Annotated in this window: 3 protein-coding genes and 1 pseudogene; 1 reads left to right on the forward strand and 3 read right to left on the reverse strand. The window is 67.2% G+C overall.

All coding sequences use genetic code 11. The features are described 5' to 3' along the window. On the forward strand, positions 1 to 857 hold an 857-nt coding region (locus tag Q7T84_RS10650; protein WP_304808569.1), incomplete at its 5' end, for a S9 family peptidase. A 212-nt stretch (positions 858 to 1,069) separates the two neighbouring features. Here Q7T84_RS10650 and Q7T84_RS10655 read toward each other — a convergent pair. The 3 genes and pseudogenes from Q7T84_RS10655 to Q7T84_RS10665 all read right to left on the reverse strand — a co-directional run. After that, positions 1,070 to 1,522, reverse strand: a complete 453-nt coding sequence (locus tag Q7T84_RS10655) for a DUF4440 domain-containing protein (RefSeq protein ID WP_304808570.1) — start codon at positions 1,520 to 1,522, stop codon at positions 1,070 to 1,072. Positions 1,523 to 1,756: 234 nt separating this feature from the next. Then, the gene (locus Q7T84_RS10660) at positions 1,757 to 2,707 is read right to left on the reverse strand and encodes an amidohydrolase family protein (protein ID WP_304808572.1); all 951 of its coding nucleotides are present in this window, start codon (positions 2,705 to 2,707) and stop codon (positions 1,757 to 1,759) included. A 122-nt stretch (positions 2,708 to 2,829) separates the two neighbouring features. Further along, positions 2,830 to 3,447: pseudogene (locus Q7T84_RS10665) on the reverse strand (AMP-binding protein); the annotation flags it as partial.

Consider the following 3,447-nt stretch of genomic DNA (forward strand, 5'->3'; position numbering starts at 1 on the left):
GCATCGCCGACCTAAAGCAGCGGTTCGGTTACGAAAAGGTGGTGCAGGGCGGCTGGTCCGGCGGCGGCACGCTGTCGCTGATCAACCAGGACCAGGCCGAGCATCCGACCATCACCCAGACCCCGGCCGGCGACCCGGTCGATCTTGTGGCGGCGAACCTCCAGCCCGCCGACGCCATCCTGCTGCTGGCCGCCCATATCAGCCGCTCCGTCACCATGACCGAGTGGATCGACCCCTCGATCCTGGACGAGGATCGGCCGTTCGAACGCGACCGGGAACTGAACATCTATGACCCCGATTGCCCGAACCAGCCGCCCTATAGCCAGGCCTTCGTCGCCCGGTTCCGCGCCGCCCAGATCGAGCGCAATCGCCGCATCACCGCGCGGGCCAAACAGACCCTGGCCGAGCTGAAGGCTAGCGACCCCGACATGGAACGGCCCTTCGTGGTCTACGGCACGATGTCCGACGTGCGCTGGACCGACCCGACCCAGGACCCCTCCGACCGCCGGCCTTACACCTGCTATCTCGGCGAGCCGCGAATCGCCAATGACGGGCCGGTGGGCTTGGGCCGCTTCACCACCCTGCGCTCCTGGCTCTCCCAGTGGAGCTATGACGAAAGCCGGGCCAACGGCGTGATCAACGGCGCCGGCGTCAGCTGCCCCGCCCTCACCATCAACAACACCGCCGACCTGGCCTGCACGCCCAGCCACGCGCGGCGGCTGTTCGAGGCGCTGGGCTCAAAGGACAAGACCTACGTCGATATCAAAGACGCCGACCACTACTACATGGAGCGCCCCGACCTCCTGCCCACCGCCGTGAAGACGGTCACTGACTGGTTGGACGCACGTGGCTTTTGATCCCTCGATGACCCGTGACCTAGGCGCCTGGCCGCTCACCGGCGCGACCACCTGCTCTAAGGTCCGCACTCAGACCCGCTCATCCCGGCGAAGGCCGGGACCCAGATCTCATGGATAGTGGCAGACTGGATAAACTCTGAGCCCGTAGCGCCCACTTCCGAGCCATCCATCTGGATCCCGGCCTTCGCCGGGACGAGCGGGGATGGAACATGTCACCGGCACCGGGTCACGGTGTCGGTCTGGCCCTTCGAGCGGATCGCGCCGCGGCTCAGCACCAGGGTCTGCTGGGTGTCGGCGCAGACCTTCCGCGTCCGCGCGCCGGTCTGGATCGTGGTGATCTCGCGGCCGGTGACCACGGCCCTGCGGCCGTCCGGCGCGATCACCACCTTGTCGATCACCCCGCGCTCGATCGAGGTCGAGCCGGCCAGGAACTTCTCCGCCATCGCCTTGGCCTTGGTCCGGTCGCTCTGGCCATACGGGATCAGCTCGCCCTTCGGCGTCCGCGTCTGGTCGATAAACACGGCGTCGGGCGTGAACATCGCGAAGAAGCTCGTCAGGTCGCGGGCGTTCCAGGCCTTTTCCTGACGCCCCGCGAAGTCACGCACCTGGGCCTCCGTCAGCCCGGCCGCCGCGACCGGCGAGGCGGCGAGCAGCAGCGTGGACAACAGGCAAATGCGCCAGATGCTCCCCCTCTGGGGGAGCTCCCGGCTGATTGCCCGGGTGAGGAGGACTTTGACTGCCCCAGCCTCCATTTCCTCCCCTGCGAAGCGGGGGAGGGGGAACGCCCGCAGGGTGGTGGAGGGGGCGAGCCTCAAGCTCAGCGCCCAGTCACGCCCCCTCCACCGCTTCGCGGTCCCCCTCCCCCATGAATGGGGGAGGAAAGGTGAGTTCCAGGCCATTTAGCCCAACTTCAGGACCCGCGCGGCGTTCCCGCCCATCCACTTGGCGCGCACCGAGTCCTTCAGCGGCAGTTCGTCGGTCTCCGACACCAGCTGCGCCAGCGGGATCATGTGCGTGCCCCAGCCGGAGCCGAAGATGATCTTGTCCTGCAGGTTGCGGGCTCCGTAGTAGACCAGCGCCTCATAGCCCGCGCCTGGCGCCAGCATGTGCTTCACCCGTCGGCAGGCGAAGTCGATGTAGAGGTGCTGGTGACGCGAGGCGATGGCGCAGGTCTCGGCGACCCACGGCCAGCCCGACAGCCCGGCGATGATCCGCAGGGTCGGGAAGCGCACCGCCACCTCGTCCAGGTACTTCGGATGGGCGTAGTCATAGGGCCGGTCCGACAGCAGGTGCAGGCCCGCCGTGATCCGCGCCGGGATATCCAGTTCGACGCACTTCTCGAAGAACGGCCAGTAGGCCGGATCGTTGATGTAGCGGCCCTCGCGATAGGACGAGACCTCGAAGCCCTTCACGCCCAGCTCGCGCACGCCGTGCTCCAGCTTGGCGACCCCGGCCTCGCCTTCCTCGCCCCAGACCCGGAACCAGGGGATCAGGCGGTCGGGATACTCGGCCGCGAACTTGGCGACGTCCTCGTTGCTGGCCCGGCGTCCGGCGTTGCCGATACAGGCCTTGGCCACCCCGGCCTTGTCGAGCATCTCGATGACCTCGGCGTGGCTCATGGCCCGGGTCATGTCCACGTCGCACAGCTTCAGCGCCAGCGAGGTCAGGCCCTCGGTGGCCTTGGCCTCGTTGAATTCCTCAAGGCTCATGCCGATCTGGGCGGCCCAGCCGGGCGCCATCTGCTGGGCATAGCCCTCCTTGTCGAAGCCGCGCCCCGACTGGATCAGGCGCACGGTGTCCTCGACAGCTTCCTTGGTTGGCGTGTCGCATTCGAAATCGATGATTTGCATGAAGGGTCTCGGTCAATGAGCAGGTGGGCAAATCAGGCCCCAATAGCTCCACCCTAGAGACCACGACGCGCTGTGAAAGCCCCAAAGCGCCGGCTCGGGCCGGAGCCTTGTTCGGCCTGCCTTCAAATCTTCCGATCTTGCCAATAGGCGTCGCGCAGCACCCGCTTGTAGAGCTTGCCGGTCGGCAGGCGTGGCATCTCCTCGATGAAGTCGATGGATCGAGGCGCCATATAGTGGGCCACCCGCTCGCGGGCGTAGGCCATCAGTTCGGCGGCCAGGTCGTCGCTGGCGGCCTGGCCGGGGGCGGGTTCGATCACCGCCTTCACCGCCTCGCCCATTTCGGGGTCGGGAATGCCGAACACCGCCACGTCGGCGACCTTCGGATGGGTGATCAGGGCGTCCTCGATCGCCTGCGGATAGATATTCACCCCGCCGGAGATGATCATGAAGGCCTTGCGGTCGGTGAGGTAGAGGTAGCCGTCGCCGTCCAGGTGGCCCACGTCGCCCAGCGCGTTCCAGTTGGCGTGCTTGGGATGGCGGGCCGAGGCCGTCTTGCCCGGGTCGTTGTGATACTCGAAGGTCGGCGCCTCCCGCTCGAAATAGACCAGGCCGGTCTCGCCGACGGGCAACTCCTCGCCGTCCTCGTCGCAGATGTGCAGGACGCCAAGCGCCGCCCGGCCGACCGAGCCGGGATGCTCCAGCCAGTCCTCGCTGGTGATGAAGGTCGAGCCCGAGGCCTC

The sequence above is a fragment of the Phenylobacterium sp. genome (assembly GCF_030654915.1).
Lineage (GTDB): Bacteria > Pseudomonadota > Alphaproteobacteria > Caulobacterales > Caulobacteraceae > Phenylobacterium.